The following is a 15,440-nucleotide window of genomic DNA, read 5'->3' as shown; positions in this document are numbered from 1 at the left end:
TTCCATGACTTCCGATTCCCGGAACCGGGCCCACACCCTCGCCGAGCGGGTCGACCGAGATCTGCGCGCCCGTGGCGGCAGCGATCGCGCCCAGAAGGAAAGGGCGTACCTCAAGAGCGAACTCCTCCATTACGGGGTGAGCGTGCCCGACACTCGTGCCGTCGTTCGCGCCGCCCTGGGCACGGCGAAGCTCAGCCACGATGAGGTCATCGAACTTGCCCGAATCCTCTGGGCCGCGCCGACATCGTCGGGCGACTCGACCGGCAGCGCCGAACCGACGGACACGGGCGACGGGTCGACGGGGCACCCCACACCGGTCCACGAACGTCGCGCCGCGGCCACGATGGCGCTCATCCAGTCACAGGACCGCCTCGGCGGCGGGGATGCGGATTTCATCGAGGGCCTGCTCCGCGAGGCGAAGACCTGGGCGCTCGTCGACCCTCTGGCCGGGGACCTCGTCGGGCCGCTGAGCGAACGGGGCGCTGGCTTCGACCCCGTTCTCGAGCGCTGGGCGGCCGACAGAGATTTCTGGATTCGGCGCTCGGCTCTGTTGGCGCACCTGGTTCCGCTGCGGCAGGGCCGCGGCGACTTCGACAGGTTTTCGCGATTCGCCGATGCGATGCTCGAGGAAAAGGAATTCTTCATCCGCAAAGCTATCGGCTGGGTGCTGCGGGATGCATCCAATAAGCGCCCCGACCTCGTGTTCGAATGGATCCTGCCCCGCGCACACCGGGCCTCAGGGGTGACGATCCGGGAGGCCGTCAAACGCCTGTCAACGGAACAGCGTGAGGCCGTTCTCGCCGCCAGATGAGGGGCTGACAGCCAACTCCGCACACACCGGCAACATACCCCAGCCGAGGCCGATCTATAATCGGATTCCATGTCCTGACAAATTGATCGCTAAATTCTCTTTTGACCTGACAAATAAATGTGTAATGTGGTGTCCGCTTCACTACAGAGGCTTCACGCGAGCCTCCCTGCCGTCGGACGCATCACAGCCCGTCGTCCAATACCGACCCCCTGCATTCGAAGGAGAACCATCATGCCGCAGCGCCTCGGAATCGCTGTCATCGGAGCCGGAATGGCCGGTCGAGCCCACGCTTCGGCCTGGCGCGCCGCCCCCACAGTCGGCACCGGCGAACTGCCGGAACTCGAACTCGTCTCCGTCTGCGACCTCGCAGGCGATCTCGCCGCCGCCACGGCCGCCCGATACGGCTTCTCCCGCCACGACACGGACTGGCAGAACATCGTCAATGCTGACGATATCGACATCGTCAGCGTCGTCGTCGCGAACTCACTCCACAAGGAGATCGTCGAGGCGCTGCTCGCAGCCGGCAAGCATGTCCTCTGCGAAAAGCCCCTGACCGACACCGTCGATGACGCTCGCGCCATGGTCGCCGCCGCCGACAGCGCCGCTTCGATCGCCCGCCTCGGCTTCACCTACCGTCGCTCTCCCGGCCTGGCCGCCATCCGAGACCTCATCAATGACGGCACCCTCGGCGAGGTCCACCACGTCAACGCCTGGTACTGGACGGACTATGCCTGCTCCCCCACAGCCCCGATGAGTTGGCGCTACAAAGGCGAGCTCGGCAGCGGCGCACTCGCTGACGTCGGCAGCCACCTGACCGACACCGTCGAATTCCTCGCCGGCCCCATCAGCTCGGTCTCGGGCGGTCGCTTCCACACCGCGATCACCTCCCGCCCGCTGCCGCTCGGCCACGTCGTCGGCCACGACCATGTCGAAGTCAGCGACGAATTCGAGCCTGTCGGCAATGACGACTACGCTGCCTTCGGCGTCGAATTCCCCACCGGATCCGGCGTCCTCCAGGTCTCCCGCATCGCCGCAGGCCATCCCAACAGCCTCGGCGTCGAAGTCTTCTGCACCAACGGCTCGGCCAGCTTCGACTTCCGCTTCCCGGGCCAGATCGTGCTCAACCAGACCGTCGACGGGCACGCCGCGACCGGACTGACGACGATCCAACTCGGCCCCGAACACCCCTATATCGCCGACGGTCTCGCCATGGCCGCTCCCGGTGTCGGTGTCGGCCAGAACGACGGCTTCGTCTTCCAAGCGCGCGCCTTCCTCGACGAGGTCGCTGGTCGCCCTCAGGCTGATTCCCTACCGCGCTGTGCCCACTTCTCGGAGGGCCTGCACGCGCTCCAGGTCCGTGACGCCGTCATCGCTTCGGCTGGCGACAACGGAGCCGCGAAGGAGGTCGCAGCATGAAGTACGGCGTGTACACGGCCATCCTCCACGATCGACCGCTGCCCGAAGCACTCACCGTCATCAAGGAGCTCGGACTCGACGCAGCCGAGATCAACGTCGGCGGGTTCCTCCCGCCCATCCATATGCCCACGATCGACGACATCCTCACCTCGGACGCTGCTCGTGATGACTACCTCGGCGTCTTCGCCGAGGCAGGGGTCGAGCTGGCGGGCCTCAACGCCAACGGCAATCCCCTCCATCCCAATCCGGAGATCGGTCCTCCGACTCTGTCCGACATCGAGCGAGCGATCAAGGTCGCGGATCGTCTCGGGCAGACCCGCGTCGTGACGATGTCGGGACTGCCGGGGGCGGACTCGTCCGCGACGACGCCGAGTTGGATCGTCAACCCCTGGGAGTCTTCTCTCCTCGACATACGCGATGCCCAGTGGGAGGCCGCGGCTCCGGTCTGGCGTGAGCTCGACCGGCTCGCCGCCGACAACGGCGTGCAGATAGCGATCGAGATGCACCCGCACAACCTCGTCTTCAACCCAGCCACGCTCGAACGCCTCGTCGAGACCATCGGCGCGACGAACCTCGGTGCGGAGATGGACCCCTCCCACCTCTTCTGGCAGGGCATCGATCCGGTCGCTGCGGTCGACCACCTCGGCGAGCTCGTCGTCCACGCCGCGGCCAAGGACGTGCGCATCAACGACGCCGCGAGGATCCACGGCGTCCTCGACGACCGCCACACCCGCTTCACCGGAGACCGGATCACGAACATCCGCGGCGGGGCGGCGATCAGCGCATGGCCCGAAGGCTCCGCATGGGATTTCGTGGCGCTCGGCAAAGGCCACGACCAGGACTTCTGGAACCGATTCGTCGCCGCGCTGGCCCGAGTCGATCCGAATATGGCCGTGCACATCGAACACGAGGACGAGTCCCTCGGACGGATCGAAGGACTGCAGACCGCCGCCAAGGTGCTGCTCACGGCCGCGCACAACGTGTGAGTCCGCAGCACAGTCGACCCCAGTGCGACGGGCGATCCCCGCACAGTGCATCACGTCCGAGCGACAGCGATGCGCCCAGTCCGGGGGCGGTGACCCGCGCGGGTCACCGCCCCCGGACCCCGCCTGGCCGAGTAAGCTCGAGTCAGATCCCCCGACGAGGCAGGAGCCTATGGCACGCGAACCCGAGACCGAACTCCCCGCGGAGTTCTTCGGTCCCCTCGACCGCTCCCCCGGAGCCGTGCCGCTCTATGTCCAGATCGCCCGCAAACTCGAGGCAGCGATCGCGACCGGCGAACTTGTGGCCGGAACTCGGTTCGAGAACGAAGTTACGATGGCCAAGCGCATCGGCCTGTCGCGACCGACCATCCGACAGGCCATCCAGGACCTCGTCGACAAAGGGCTGCTTGTGCGCCGGCGCGGCATCGGCACCCAGGTCATCCAGCGACCGGTCGCCCGCCCCGTCGACCTTACGAGCCTCTTCGAAGACCTCGAGAAGTCCGGGAACCCGCCCTCGACCGTCGTTCTGTCCCACCGCGTCGAGGCCGCCGATTCCGACACCGCCGAACGGCTCAGCGTGCCCATCGGCACCCCCAGCCTCCACCTGCGTCGCCTGCGCATTGTCGGAACGACGCCCTTGGCAGTGCTGCACAACGTGCTTCCCGCGCCCTTCACCGACATCACCGCCGACGAACTCGTGAGCACGGGACTATACGCGACCCTGCGCTCGCGCGGCGTCGTATTCTCGATCGCCCAGCAGCGCATCGGCGCGAAGGCTGCGGAGGACACCGAGGCGGAGCTGCTCCAGATCGATCCGGGCTCTCCCCTGCTGACGATGAACCGCACAGCCCTCGATCATTCCGGCAACATCATCGAGTGGGGCGACCACTGCTACCGACCGGACCTCTACTCCTTCGAAACGACTCTCGTCTCACGCTGAGGCGCGCCTGTCTGCATCGCGCTGCCGCGCCGTCACACCCGCGCGTCACCGCCGTACCCACCCCGCGAAAATTTTCGGATCAGAGGGTGACGGCGCCCACGAACAATGCTATTGTCATGACAAATACTTTGTCCTAACAAATAATCGTTACGGCATCGCCGCCGTAGAGAAGGATGGCTCCTCATGACCTCCTCGCCGACCCCGGCACCTCGCACCGAACCGTTCGACCTCATCACCATCGGGCGCATCGGCGTCGATATCTATCCCCTCCAGGACTCCGTCGGCCTCGAGGACGTCGAGTCCTTCGGCAAGTACCTCGGCGGCTCGGCCACGAACGTCGCGGTCGCTGCCGCCAAGCACGGCGTCGACTCCGCCATCATCACCGCTACCGGCGACGATCCCTTCGGCCGGTACCTCCGCAATGAGGTCGCCCGCCTCGGCGTCGACAACCGCTGGGTCACCACGAACCCAGCCTTCAACACCCCTGTGACCTTCTGCGAGATCTTCCCACCCGATGATTTCCCGCTCTACTTCTACCGCGATCCCAAAGCCCCGGACCTCGACCTCACCGAAGCAGACCTCGACCGTGATGCGATCGCCTCGGCGAAGATCTTCTGGGCCACCGTCACCGGGCTGAGCGTCGAACCCAGCCGCGGAACTCACCACGCCGCGTGGGCTGCCCGAGGCCGTGCCGAGCACACCGTCCTCGACCTCGACTACCGCCCGATGTTCTGGGATTCTCCAGAAGTCGCTCACACCGAGGTGGCCCGTGCCCTCGAGCACGTCACCGTGGCCGTCGGCAACCGCGAAGAGTGCGAGATCGCCGTCGGCGAGACAGACCCCGAACGCGCAGCCGATGCCCTGCTCGAGCGCGGGGTCGAACTCGCGATCGTCAAGCAGGGGCCGAAGGGAGTTCTCGCGAAGACCGCAGACGAGCGCGTCGAAGTCCCGCCCTATCCCGTCCAGGTCGTCAACGGCCTCGGCGCCGGAGACGGCTTCGGAGGTGCTCTGTGCCGAGGTCTGCTCGCCGGATGGGACCTCGAGTACCTGCTGCGCTTCGCCAATGTCGCCGGCGCCATCGTCGCCACGCGCCGCGAATGCTCGACCGCGATGCCGACCGCCGAGGAGATCACCGCCGTCATCGGTGAACCCACCGACTCCGCCGCCGTCGGGGCCGGTGCGAAGGGGGACCGCTCGTGACCACCGACGCCACCACCGCACAGACCCCGACCACGGCTTCCGCCTCAACGGCCCCGAGTCCCATCGTGAGCGCCGATGCCGTCGCCGCACTCCGTGAGGCCCGCTTCACCGACCCCGGCGCGATCACCCACGCCTGGCAGTCCCGCTCCCGCCGCACCATCGCCGGCGATGATTCCCGCCTCTTCATCGTCGCCGCCGATCACCCGGCCCGCGGAGCCATGAAGGTCGGCGACGACGCCCTGGCGATGGCCGACCGAGCCGAACTCGTCACCCGCCTGGCCACCGCACTCTCACGCCCCGGCGTCGACGGAGTGCTCGCAACCGCGGAAATCCTCGACGACCTCGCCTTCCTCGGCCACCTCGACGGCAAACTTGCCGTCGGTTCCATGAACCGTGGGGGCCTCGCCGGGTCGTCCTTCGAGATCGACGACCGCTTCACCGGACATTCCGTGGAACAGATGGCTCGCGACGGCATCGACCTCGCGAAGACTCTGCTACGCATCAACCTCGGCGACCCAGCCACCGCCTCGGCGCTCGAAGCGAATGCCCGCGCCGTCGATGCCTGCGCCGAAGCGGGGATTCCCGTCATGCTCGAACCGTTCATGAACGAATGGGTCGACGGAAAGGTGCGCAACCGACTCACCCCCGAAGCGGTCATCAACTCGATCGGCATCGCTCAGGGGCTCGGCGCCACCTCGACTCATACGTGGCTGAAGATCCCCGTCGTCGACGACATGGAAAGGGTCATGGCCGCGACCACGCTGCCGACGCTCCTCCTCGGCGGCGAGCGCTCGGACGACCCCGAGGCGACCTTCCGCAGCTGGGAGAACGCGCTTGCCCTGCCCGGCGTGCGCGGGCTCGTCATCGGTCGTTCGATCATCTATCCCGCCGACGGAGACGTCATCTCGGCCGTCGACCGCGCCGCCGCGCTCGTGCACGGACAGGAGAGGATCTGAGGCATGATCAACGAATGGTTCCACCCTGCCGGCCGCCTCGCTCGCGATGGTTTCGACTCCGTCGTCGACGCCGATATCGACGGCTGGGCTCACACCGGATTCCGGTCCGTGACCTTGGGCGACGTCTCCGCGCTCGCCATCCCGTCCGCACCGCGCGCGGACCTGGCCGCCTCGCCCAATGAGCAGAACCCCACCTCCATCGACCTGCCGGCAGTCGCGGTCGAACGGGTCCTCGTCCCCCTCGCCGGTGAATCCTTCACTGTCGAATACACACTGTCCGACGGCAGCGCCGGCAGCCAGTCGCTGACCGGTCGGGCCTCGGTCTTCCACGGCCCTGCCGACTGCCTCTACCTGCCCACAGGAGCGCGCGCGACCCTGTCCTCGACCGCCGGTCGGATCGCCATCGCCGAGGCGCCCACCACCGAGACTCGCCCTGTCCAGTTATTGCCCGCCGCCGAGGTTCCCGTCGAACTGCGCGGATCGGGGATCTCGAGTCGCCAGGTCCACAACTTCGCGACCCCTGCCGGGCTCGACTGCGTGAAGATCATCGCCTGCGAGGTCATCACTCCCGGCGGCAACTGGTCGTCCTATCCCCCGCACAAGCACGACGAGGCGATCCCGGGCTCCGAGTCCCGACTCGAGGAGATCTACTACTTCGAGACAGCGGTCTCCCGGGGATCGAAAGCTCCGGCAGAGGCCGATCCGTTCTCCCTGTTCTCGACCTACTCGTCGGGCGCGGGAGAGATCACCACCTCGGCGACGGTGCGCACCGGCGATATCGCGCTCGTCCCCTACGGCTACCACGGTCCGCTGGCGGCCGCCCCCGGCTACGACAACTACTACCTCAACGTCATGGCCGGACCCGACGAGGAACGCGTGTGGCTCATCAGCGACGACCCCGCCCACGGCTGGGTGCGCGAGGAGTGGGAGGCGCTCGAATTCGACTCCCGCCTGCCCTACACCAGCGACTCCACCGGATCGGCAGCCGATGACTCTGAGACTTCGAAGGAGAAGTGACATGACCACGATGACGGTCGCCCAGGCTCTCATGACCTTCCTGTCGCGCCAGTACACCGTCGACGGTGACAACCGGCAGCGGGCCATCGCCGGCACCTTCGGCATCTTCGGACACGGCAACGTCGCGGGCATCGGTCAGGCTCTGCGCCAGCTCGGCCACGAGGACCCCATCGCCATGCCCTACCACCAGGGTCGCAACGAACAGGCCATGGTCCACCAAGCAGTGGGCTATGCGCGGATGAATCGCCGTCGCTCGACCTTCGCCGCGGCCGCCTCGGTGGGTCCCGGTGCTGCGAACATGCTCACCGGCGCGGCCCTGGCCACGGCCAACCGCATGCCGGTCCTCCTCCTGCCCTCGGACACCTTCGCCACCCGCGTCGCCGATCCCGTCCTCCAGCAGCTCGAACATCCGCACGACACGTCGCTGCAGGTCACGGACGCGTTCCGGCCGCTCTCGCGCTTCTTCGACCGCGTCGACCGTCCCGAACAGCTCTTCTCCATCGCGCTTGCCGCGATGCGTGTGCTCACCGATCCTGCCGAGACGGGTGCCGTGACCATCGCCCTGCCCGAGGACGTCCAGGCCGAGCTCATCGAGGTCCCCGATGAGTTCCTCACCGAACGCGAATGGCACATCCGCCGCCCACTGCCCGAGCCCGGACCGCTCGACCGTGCGGTCGAGGCAATCCGCAATGCTAAGGAACCGCTCATCATCGCCGGCGGCGGAGTCCTCTACTCCGAGGCCGAGGACGAACTCAGGTCCTTCGCCGAGGCGACCGGCATTCCCGTGGCCACCACCCAGGCCGGGGGCGGAGTCCTCGATCACGATCATCCGCTCAACCTCGGCGGGGTCGGCGCCACGGGATCGGCCGCGGCCAACCGCATCGCCGCCTCGGCGGACGTGATCATCGGCGTGGGCACCCGCTACAGCGATTTCACGACGTCGAGCCGCACGGCCTTCGCCCATCCCGAGGCGAGCTTCGTCAACCTCAACGTCGCGAGCTTCGACGCGTACAAGCACGGCAGCCGCTATCCGATCGTCGCCGATGCCCGATCCGGTCTGCTGGGTCTGGGCGAGCGCCTCGGCGGCTTCCGGGTCAGCACTGCGCACAGCCGGAAGGTCGAAACCGAGAAGGCCGGCTGGGTCGCCGAGGTCGACGCCTCCACCGCTCTCACCGACACGGAGCTGCCGGGCCAACCCGAGATCATCGGGGCCGTCAACCGCGCCACGGGCGCACGCGACGTCGTCGTCCAGGCCGCGGGCTCACTGCCCGGTGACCTGCAGAAACTCTGGCGGACCCGCGATGCGCTCGGCTATCACGTCGAATACGCGTTCTCGTGCATGGGCTACGAGATCGCCGGCGGCCTGGGCGTGCGGCGGGCCATCGACGCCGCTGGCGATGACCGGGACGTCGTCGTCATGGTCGGAGACGGCTCCTACCTTATGCTCCACACTGAGCTCGTCACCGCTGTAGCCGAAGGACTCAAGCTCGTCGTCGTCCTCGTCCAGAACCACGGCTATGCCTCGATCGGGCACCTGTCCGAGACGGTCGGCGCACCGCGGTTCGGCACCTGGTACCGGAAGTACGACGGCGAATCTCCCGAGTTCCGCACCGACGAGATCCTGCCCGTCGACCTCGCCGCGAACGCCCGCTCCTACGGCATCGATGTCGTCGAGATCGACCCCGGGCCGTCCGCGAGCACCCGACTCGCCGAGGCGGTCGAAGCGGCCCGTGCCGCCGAGACCTCGACGCTCATCCACATCAACTCCGACCCTTTGGTCTACGCCCCCAACGGCGAGGGCTGGTGGGACGTGCCCGTCGCCGCCGCCTCGACGATGCCCGAGACCCAGGACGCCCGCGCCGCCTACGAGGAGGAGCGCAGCACACAGCGACCGCTGCTCTGACCGCGTTCAGGTCACCTGCACATCACGCAAGCCGATTCGAGACGCGGCCCCGCCCTCGATTCAGAACAACACCACCGACACCAAGGAATCACCCATGACAACGCCGTCGCTTCGCATCGGCACCGCTCCCGACTCCTGGGGAGTCTGGCTGCCCGACCACTCCGGCCAGGTTCCCTGGCAGCGTTTTCTCGACGAGGTGGTCGAGGCCGGCTACACCTGGATAGAACTCGGCCCCTACGGCTACCTGCCGACAGACCCCGATCAGCTGCGCGAAGAGCTCGGCAGCCGCGGGCTAAAGCTTTCCGGCGGGACCGTGTTCACGGGATTCCACAAGACCGATGACCAGTTCGACCGTGCCTGGAAGCAGGCCGAAGCAGTCGCGGCGCTGACCGCCGGTCTCGGAGGCGAGCACATCGTCGTCATCCCCGACCTGTGGCGCTCGGACACGACCGGTCAGGCCCTCGAGCCTCGCATCCTCGACGACGAACAGTGGTCGCGAATGGCCGCCGGGCACGACGCACTCGGCAAGGCGCTGTACGAAGAATACGGTCTCCATCAGCAGTTCCATTCCCACGCAGACTCCCACGTCGGCACACATTCGGAGGTCGAACGCTTCCTCGAGCTCACTGACGAACGATTCACGAACCTCTGCCTCGACACCGGACACTTCTCCTACTACGGCGGAGACAACCTCAAGCTCATCAACGATCACCCGTCCCGGATCGGGTACCTCCACCTCAAGCAGGTCGACCCGGTGAAGATCTTCGACGTTCTCAAGTCCGATACCCCGTTCGGTGACGCTGTCGCCGAGGGGATCATGGTCGAACCCGACCAGGGGATCCCGCCTCTCGACCCGATCATCGAGGCCGTCGCCGCCCTTGACGAGAATACCTTCGCCATCGTCGAACAGGACATGTTCGGCTGCAGCGTCGACGCTCCGTTCCCGATCGCTCAGCGCACCCTGGAGACCATCCTCGGCTCGACATCAGCCGCGGTCGTCGACCGCTGACCATCAGACCACGAACACACAGGAGTGACAGTGAACGATTCCGCCCAACCACGAGACTTCCGCGTCGGCGTCGTCGGCGCAGGCATGATGGGAGCCGACCACGTCAAGCGCATCACCTCGACGACCAGCGGAGCCAGGGTCTCTGCCATCGTCGACCCCGATGAGGTCAGGCGCGCCTCGGCGCTGGAGGACGCACCAGGTGCCAAGGGATACGCCCGCATCGAAGACGCTCTCGACGAGGGCGCTGTCGACGGAGTTCTCATCGCCACCCCCGGATTCCTCCACGAGCAGGTTCTCCTGCCCTGCCTCTCCGCCGGCCTTCCGATCCTCTGCGAGAAGCCCCTGACGACGGATCCGGAATCGTCCTGGCGGGTCCTCGAGGCTGAACAGACCACCGGCAGTCAGCTCATCCAGGTCGGCTTCATGCGCCGCTTCGACCCCGAATACCGGCAGCTGCGGGAACTCGTCGCGAACGAGCAGGCCGGTGAGCTGCTCATGCTCCGCTGCGCTCACCGCAATCCGGCGGTGCCCGACTCATATCAGCAGGAATCACTCATCAACGACTCCGTCGTCCACGAGTTCGATGTCGTGCCGTGGCTGGCCGGCTCGCCGATCGTCGGCCTCGAGGTCAAACACGCCCGCCGCAATCGACTGACTCCCGAACGGCTCAAGGAGCCGATCCTGGTCCTCATGGAGCTCGAGAACGGAACGCTCGTCGATCTCGAGATGAACGTGAGCATCCAGTTCGGCTACCAGGTGACCACCGAGGCGGTCTTCGACTCCGGCATCGCCCGGATCGGAGAGTCCCACGGTATGCAGCTGTGGCATCAGGGACGGTCCGGTGTTGCCGAGCACGCCGACTTCACCACTCGCTTCGCCACGGCCTACGACAACCAGGTGCAGACATGGGTCGATGCCGCGCGGCAGGGAACCATCGCCGGCCCCTCGGCGTGGGACGGGTACAAAGTGGCCGTGGCCTGCGAGGAGGGCGTCGCCTCACTGCTCGATGGGAAGCCGCGCACTCTCGACATTCCCGACACCCCTGCTTTCTACCGCTGACCGACCGCTCACCTCACCAGATCATCTGGAGCTTTCATGAAGATCGCCTACGATCCCACGCCGCTGCACCATACGCACCGGCTGCTCGACTTCCCAGCCGCGACTGCGGACCTCGGGTTCGAGCACTTGCAGCTGACCCCGCACCCGGACTTCGCCACCCACTTCCGGTACCCGAAGATGGACCGCGATCTCATTCGGCGCTTCAAGCAGGCCGTCGACGCCGCCGGCATCTCCGTCCCGGCGCTGCTGCCGGTGCAGCGGATCGCCTGGCCGGATGAGGCCAAGCGGACCGCGGCGGTGAAGAACTTCCGCCGCGTCATCGAGATCGCCGTCGACCTCGGCGTGAGGACCATCAACACCGAGTTCAGCGGCAGGCCCGAGTCGTTCGAAGACTCCGAGGAGTCGTTCTACAGGTCGATGGACGAGCTGCTGCCGATCATCGAGAAGGAGGGGATGGAGCTCAACTTCGACCCTCACCCCGATGACTTCGTCGAAGACGGGCACGAGGCGTGGCGGGTCCTGCGCGGCCTCGACTCCGACGCCATCGGCTTCGTCTACGTCGCCCCGCACACCTTCCACTACGGTGACTGCCTCGATACTCTCGCGGACGAACTCGGGCCACGGCTCCGCGCGGTCTACATCTCCGATGCCTACGATCACCGGGCCTCACACGGGCTGCGGTACATCGCGAATCCGCCGACCACCTCGGCGAGAGTGCACCAGCATCTCAAGGTCGGAGACGGCGACGTCGACTTCGACGGACTCTTCGCCGCATTGCAGCGGACGGGTTTCCTCGACCTTCCGGAGTCCCTCATCGTGTCCAACGTCTTTGCCGAGAACGAGAACAACGAGTCAGTCAGCCGCTTTCAGAAGCGACGAATCGATGACCTGATCAGAGAGCAGGGAGGTCCGACAGTCTGACAATCGCAGCACCGAGCCGACCCCGCGTCGTCGGGCTGGCTCGTACCCACTGATCGAACCACATAAGCGCACCATCCGCACCACTACTGAATAGCCAACCTCAACCGCACCGCCACGACGTGGTGCGGCTCCCCCGTCGCGCCGCAATTCAGCGCTACCGCGGCGGAACGATTGAGAATCATTCAAAGGAGAGTGAACGCCATGAGCGATCAAGTGAAATCGCTGGTGGAACTTCCGCCCGACACCAGGGGTCCCCACACCTCACGCCTGGGCATCATCGCCGTCGTCGCCACGTTCGGCGGCCTGCTGTTCGGCTACGACACCGGAGTCGTCAACGGCGCCCTCGAACCGCTGACGCACGACTTCGGACTGACTCCGCGGACCGAGGGCCTCGTCGTCAGCTTCCTCACCATCGGAGCCGCCTTCGGCGCAGTCGCCGGCGGACGTCTCTCCGACGCCTTCGGGCGACGATCGAACATCATCCTTCTGGCGATGTTCTTCATCGTCGGAACTCTGGCGTGTTCGTTGGCACCGAACTGGCAGTTCCTCGCTGGAGCCCGGTTCTTCCTCGGCCTGGCGGTCGGCGCGGCTTCGACGACGGTACCGGTCTATCTGGCCGAACTCGCACCGTTTGAGAAACGCGGATCACTCGTGACCCGCAATGAGGTGATGATCGTCGTCGGTCAGTTCGCGGCCTTCGTCATCAATGCGGTCATCTTCAACGTATGGGGTGAACACGATCATGTGTGGCGCTATATGCTCGCCGTCGCCGTGCTGCCGGCAATCGCACTGCTTGTGGGCATGATCTTCCTGCCGGAGAGTCCGCGTTGGCTGATTTCGAAGAAGCGCGATGGTCAGGCGCTCGAGGTCCTCAAACAGGTCCGGTCCGACGAACGTGCCGAGGCCGAAATGAGAGAGGTCGAACTCCTCGCTGAGCAGGAAGAAGTCGCCAAAACCGGTGGGGTGTCGGACCTCGCCTCGAAATGGGTGCTCAGACTCGTCCTCATCGGCGTCGGCCTCGGCGTCGCTCAGCAGCTGACCGGTATCAATTCGGTGATGTACTACGGCACCCAGCTGCTCACCGATGCCGGCTTCTCCGCAGATGCCGCGATCATCGCGAACACGTTCAACGGACTCTTCTCCGTCCTCGGCGTCACCGTCGGGATCATGCTCATCAACCGCCTGCCGAGGCGGTTCATGCTCCTTGGCGGGTTCATCCTCACCAGCTCTTTCCATCTGCTTATCGGCCTCTCGGCCGTGTTCCTGCCTGACGGCACGTTCAAGGCCTACGCGATCCTCGTGTTCGTCATCCTGTTCGTCTTCTCCATGCAGGGAACGCTGGGACCGCTCGTATGGCTCATGCTCGCCGAGATCTTCCCGCTGAAGATCCGCTCGTTCGCCATGGGCATCTGCGTCTTCGCTCTATGGCTCGCCAATGCCGCCGTCGCTCAGTTCTTCCCGAGCGTTGTCAGCGGACTCGGCATCTCGAACACCTTCTTCCTCTTCGCAGGACTCGGTGTTCTGGCACTGCTGTTCATCTACTTCTTCGTCCCCGAGACCAGGAACAAGACGCTCGAAGACCTCGAGGCCGAATTCCGCACGAAGTACGGTGAGTGACGTGGCATCTCCCCACCCGGAACCATCCGTTCCCTTGCAGCTATTCGGTCCGCCGGCACTGTTCCTCCGGTCGTTCACCGCTTCGGCAGCATCGACTACCCCGTCAGACCTCTCCCACGAAGGAGTCCATCATGTCTATCCTCGTCGCCGTCACTGACCGAGCTGAAGGCGCGGCCGCGCTGACCGCCGCCATCGCCGAAGCCGAACTCTTCGACACCGATCTCGTCATCGTCCCGCTCGGCATCGCCGCGTCATTCGACACCTCTGCGCTCGACGAGAGCGGAATCAGCTATACCGTCGTCGCCCGTAAGGGCCGCGGCGATCGTGATCCCGCCGAGGCGGTCCTCGACGAACTCGACGAACGTTCAGATGTCGAACGTCTCGTCATCGGGATGCGCCGCCGGTCTCGGGTCGGCAAGATGCTCATCGGCTCGGTGAGCCAGAGACTGCTCCTCGACTCTCCGGTCCCGGTGCTCGCCGTCAAGGACTGAGCTCACCGTCGACCGCCCGGCAACGCGACCGTCGTTTCAACGAATCGACGGTCGCGTTCCCACATCGCTGTCCTATCGCGACCGCCCGTCCCCGTGGACCGGAGGGTGGCCGGGCAGTTGGCGTGCTGCGTCCTCGGGGTTGCCGGTCAGCTCGACGATTACGCGGTTGAGCGCGGCCTGGGCCAGCTGCGGATATCCCGCCGCCGAGGCGGCCTGAGCGATCACCTCGACCGCCGACCTCGCGGACTGCCGACCTGTCCCTGCAAACCAGATCCACCGGCCGTCGATCGACCGAGGAATCGGGTCGAGGGCCAGCGTGAAACGTCTGCGTCCGCGCCTGGCATCCTCGGCCGAGCAGGCGACGAAGTGGACACCGTTCTTCGTCCACCAGGACGCTCGCAGGGTCGACTGCGCGATCTGTCCCTGGAGTCCGACCTCTTTGAGATATCTGTTCGCGCCGGCGACCCCGGCAATGCTGCCGGGCGTGATCTGCTGATAGGGAATGGCGTAGGGACGAATCCCCGGGGCAATGGAGCCGACAAGGATCCCTCGTTCGCAGACAATGAGCCGCTCACCCGAGAGAAAGAGAAGGATCAGACCGAACATCACCGCGAAGATGACGCCCGGAGCAATCGCCACCAGCGGCGTCTCCCCGGGGTTGATGAATGTCAGAGCTGTGAAGAGCACCCACCCAAGGACGACCCCCGTCACCGTCTTCGGTCCTGGGCGGTCGGCGAACACCTCGATGACCTCACCGAGCTCGTCCCGGTGACGGCGGGCTTTCCTCATCTCAGCACCCAACAGAACCCCAACCTTCAGATCAGTAGTCATGTTCAACCCGGTCCTGCCCTACTGCCTACTGGGCAAGCGGGCCATCCTGTACACACATTCTGGTCATTAACCCATCATCAGCCCATCAGATCGGCCTGACTCCGGGCACACGAAAAAGTCCCTCACCGGCGATTCTGCCAGGTGAGGGACTCTCCTTCTGTGCGCCACGAGGGATTCGAACCCCCAACCTTCTGTTTGGGAGCTTCGTGCAATTTCCGGCGCTCTGATCTCGGATAACGACTCAGTCAACATTCTTCCCCTCCGCCGCGATGCGTCACCACTAGTG

At 65.9% G+C, this 15,440-nt stretch carries 14 protein-coding genes; 13 read left to right on the top strand and 1 reads right to left on the bottom strand.

What is annotated here, in order from left to right; all coding sequences use genetic code 11:
• Positions 1-4: 4 nt before the first annotated feature.
• The 13 genes from D3I60_RS03275 (at position 5) to D3I60_RS03215 (ending at position 14,323) form a co-directional block, all read left to right on the top strand.
• On the top strand, positions 5-811 hold the full coding sequence (locus D3I60_RS03275) for a DNA alkylation repair protein (protein ID WP_262774720.1): 807 nt from the start codon (positions 5-7) through the stop codon (positions 809-811).
• 231 nt (positions 812-1,042) lie between these two features.
• The gene (locus D3I60_RS03270) at positions 1,043-2,227 is read left to right on the top strand and encodes a Gfo/Idh/MocA family protein (RefSeq protein ID WP_262774719.1); all 1,185 of its coding nucleotides are present in this window, start codon (positions 1,043-1,045) and stop codon (positions 2,225-2,227) included.
• The gene (locus tag D3I60_RS03265) at positions 2,224-3,213 is read left to right on the top strand and encodes a sugar phosphate isomerase/epimerase family protein (RefSeq protein ID WP_262774718.1); all 990 of its coding nucleotides are present in this window, start codon (positions 2,224-2,226) and stop codon (positions 3,211-3,213) included. Before D3I60_RS03270 ends, D3I60_RS03265 begins: the two co-directional genes overlap by 4 nt.
• A gap of 169 nt (positions 3,214-3,382) precedes the next feature.
• Positions 3,383-4,150 (top strand): GntR family transcriptional regulator, encoded by a 768-nt coding sequence (locus tag D3I60_RS03260; RefSeq protein ID WP_262774717.1) that lies wholly within the window; start codon positions 3,383-3,385, stop codon positions 4,148-4,150.
• A gap of 183 nt (positions 4,151-4,333) precedes the next feature.
• Positions 4,334-5,350: a 5-dehydro-2-deoxygluconokinase gene (iolC, locus tag D3I60_RS03255; protein WP_262774716.1), complete on the top strand. Its 1,017-nt coding sequence runs from the start codon at positions 4,334-4,336 to the stop codon at positions 5,348-5,350.
• Positions 5,351-5,412: 62 nt separating this feature from the next.
• Positions 5,413-6,306 (top strand): class I fructose-bisphosphate aldolase, encoded by an 894-nt coding sequence (locus tag D3I60_RS03250; RefSeq protein WP_440588555.1) that lies wholly within the window; start codon positions 5,413-5,415, stop codon positions 6,304-6,306.
• Between the two features lie 3 nt (positions 6,307-6,309).
• Positions 6,310-7,323, top strand: coding sequence for a 5-deoxy-glucuronate isomerase (gene iolB, locus D3I60_RS03245; protein ID WP_262774714.1), 1,014 nt, complete (start codon positions 6,310-6,312; stop codon positions 7,321-7,323).
• A 1-nt stretch (position 7,324) separates the two neighbouring features.
• On the top strand, positions 7,325-9,226 hold the full coding sequence (iolD, locus tag D3I60_RS03240) for a 3D-(3,5/4)-trihydroxycyclohexane-1,2-dione acylhydrolase (decyclizing) (protein ID WP_262774713.1): 1,902 nt from the start codon (positions 7,325-7,327) through the stop codon (positions 9,224-9,226).
• 94 nt (positions 9,227-9,320) lie between these two features.
• A complete protein-coding gene (locus D3I60_RS03235) occupies positions 9,321-10,235 on the top strand; it encodes a sugar phosphate isomerase/epimerase family protein (RefSeq protein WP_262774712.1) in 915 nt (304 codons plus the stop codon).
• Between the two features lie 30 nt (positions 10,236-10,265).
• On the top strand, positions 10,266-11,294 hold the full coding sequence (locus tag D3I60_RS03230) for a Gfo/Idh/MocA family protein (RefSeq protein ID WP_262774711.1): 1,029 nt from the start codon (positions 10,266-10,268) through the stop codon (positions 11,292-11,294).
• 36 nt (positions 11,295-11,330) lie between these two features.
• Positions 11,331-12,215, top strand: coding sequence for a sugar phosphate isomerase/epimerase family protein (locus D3I60_RS03225; RefSeq protein WP_262774710.1), 885 nt, complete (start codon positions 11,331-11,333; stop codon positions 12,213-12,215).
• A 201-nt stretch (positions 12,216-12,416) separates the two neighbouring features.
• Positions 12,417-13,832 carry a sugar porter family MFS transporter gene (locus tag D3I60_RS03220; protein WP_262774709.1) on the top strand — a complete coding sequence of 472 codons (1,416 nt, stop codon included), beginning with the start codon at positions 12,417-12,419 and terminating at the stop codon, positions 13,830-13,832.
• 131 nt (positions 13,833-13,963) lie between these two features.
• Positions 13,964-14,323 (top strand): universal stress protein, encoded by a 360-nt coding sequence (locus D3I60_RS03215; RefSeq protein ID WP_262774708.1) that lies wholly within the window; start codon positions 13,964-13,966, stop codon positions 14,321-14,323.
• A 72-nt stretch (positions 14,324-14,395) separates the two neighbouring features.
• Here the strand turns inward: D3I60_RS03215 and D3I60_RS03210 are convergent, their stop codons facing one another.
• A complete protein-coding gene (locus tag D3I60_RS03210; protein WP_262774707.1) occupies positions 14,396-15,154 on the bottom strand; it encodes a hypothetical protein in 759 nt (252 codons plus the stop codon).
• Between the last annotated feature and the right edge of the window lie 286 nt (positions 15,155-15,440).

The sequence above is a fragment of the Brevibacterium permense genome (assembly GCF_025506275.1).
Taxonomy (GTDB): domain Bacteria; phylum Actinomycetota; class Actinomycetes; order Actinomycetales; family Brevibacteriaceae; genus Brevibacterium; species Brevibacterium permense_A.
The sequence above is the reverse complement of the archived record's forward strand: the minus strand, read 5'-3'. Positions and strand labels throughout refer to the sequence as shown.

What these genes read in the sequence shown, in the direction of transcription:
- D3I60_RS03275 (WP_262774720.1), top strand. Translation starts at nt 5, where the DNA reads ATGACTTCCGATTCCCGGAACCGGGCCCACACCCTCGCCGAGCGGGTC.
- D3I60_RS03270 (WP_262774719.1), top strand. Translation starts at nt 1,043, where the DNA reads ATGCCGCAGCGCCTCGGAATCGCTGTCATCGGAGCCGGAATGGCCGGT.
- D3I60_RS03265 (WP_262774718.1), top strand. Translation starts at nt 2,224, where the DNA reads ATGAAGTACGGCGTGTACACGGCCATCCTCCACGATCGACCGCTGCCC.
- D3I60_RS03260 (WP_262774717.1), top strand. Translation starts at nt 3,383, where the DNA reads ATGGCACGCGAACCCGAGACCGAACTCCCCGCGGAGTTCTTCGGTCCC.
- iolC (WP_262774716.1), top strand. Translation starts at nt 4,334, where the DNA reads ATGACCTCCTCGCCGACCCCGGCACCTCGCACCGAACCGTTCGACCTC.
- iolB (WP_262774714.1), top strand. Translation starts at nt 6,310, where the DNA reads ATGATCAACGAATGGTTCCACCCTGCCGGCCGCCTCGCTCGCGATGGT.
- iolD (WP_262774713.1), top strand. Translation starts at nt 7,325, where the DNA reads ATGACCACGATGACGGTCGCCCAGGCTCTCATGACCTTCCTGTCGCGC.
- D3I60_RS03235 (WP_262774712.1), top strand. Translation starts at nt 9,321, where the DNA reads ATGACAACGCCGTCGCTTCGCATCGGCACCGCTCCCGACTCCTGGGGA.
- D3I60_RS03225 (WP_262774710.1), top strand. Translation starts at nt 11,331, where the DNA reads ATGAAGATCGCCTACGATCCCACGCCGCTGCACCATACGCACCGGCTG.
- D3I60_RS03220 (WP_262774709.1), top strand. Translation starts at nt 12,417, where the DNA reads ATGAGCGATCAAGTGAAATCGCTGGTGGAACTTCCGCCCGACACCAGG.
- D3I60_RS03215 (WP_262774708.1), top strand. Translation starts at nt 13,964, where the DNA reads ATGTCTATCCTCGTCGCCGTCACTGACCGAGCTGAAGGCGCGGCCGCG.
- D3I60_RS03210 (WP_262774707.1), bottom strand. Translation starts at nt 15,154, where the DNA reads ATGACTACTGATCTGAAGGTTGGGGTTCTGTTGGGTGCTGAGATGAGG.